We start from the raw sequence: 249 nt of genomic DNA, 5'->3' as shown, positions 1-249 counted from the left end.
CCTGAAAGCCAGTGCCAATCCGCATAAATCGGAGAATGTCATGCGGTCGGTTCCCCCCGGCGCCTATGTTGACGCACTGGATAAAGCCGTCACTCAAGACCGGGCGGCAGCCGGAAAAAAAGCCTGAAGCCAGCCCTTAAGGAACGGCAGAGAAAGACGAAGGTCAGTACCGTCGATCCGGAAAGCGGGTTTATGCACCGGACCAACAAACCCAGGGGGTTCTTTTACCTTGACCACCGTACCGTGGAT

At 56.2% G+C, this 249-nt stretch carries 1 pseudogene; it reads left to right on the top strand.

The features are described from left to right. Positions 1 to 249: pseudogene (locus ACGF49_RS25285) on the top strand (IS5/IS1182 family transposase); the annotation flags it as partial.

Origin of the sequence: Photorhabdus sp. RM96S (genome assembly GCF_042879335.1) — a bacterium.
Lineage (GTDB): Bacteria > Pseudomonadota > Gammaproteobacteria > Enterobacterales > Enterobacteriaceae > Photorhabdus > Photorhabdus kayaii.
Note: the sequence above shows the minus strand (reverse complement) of the source record. Positions and strands in the feature narration are given on the sequence as shown.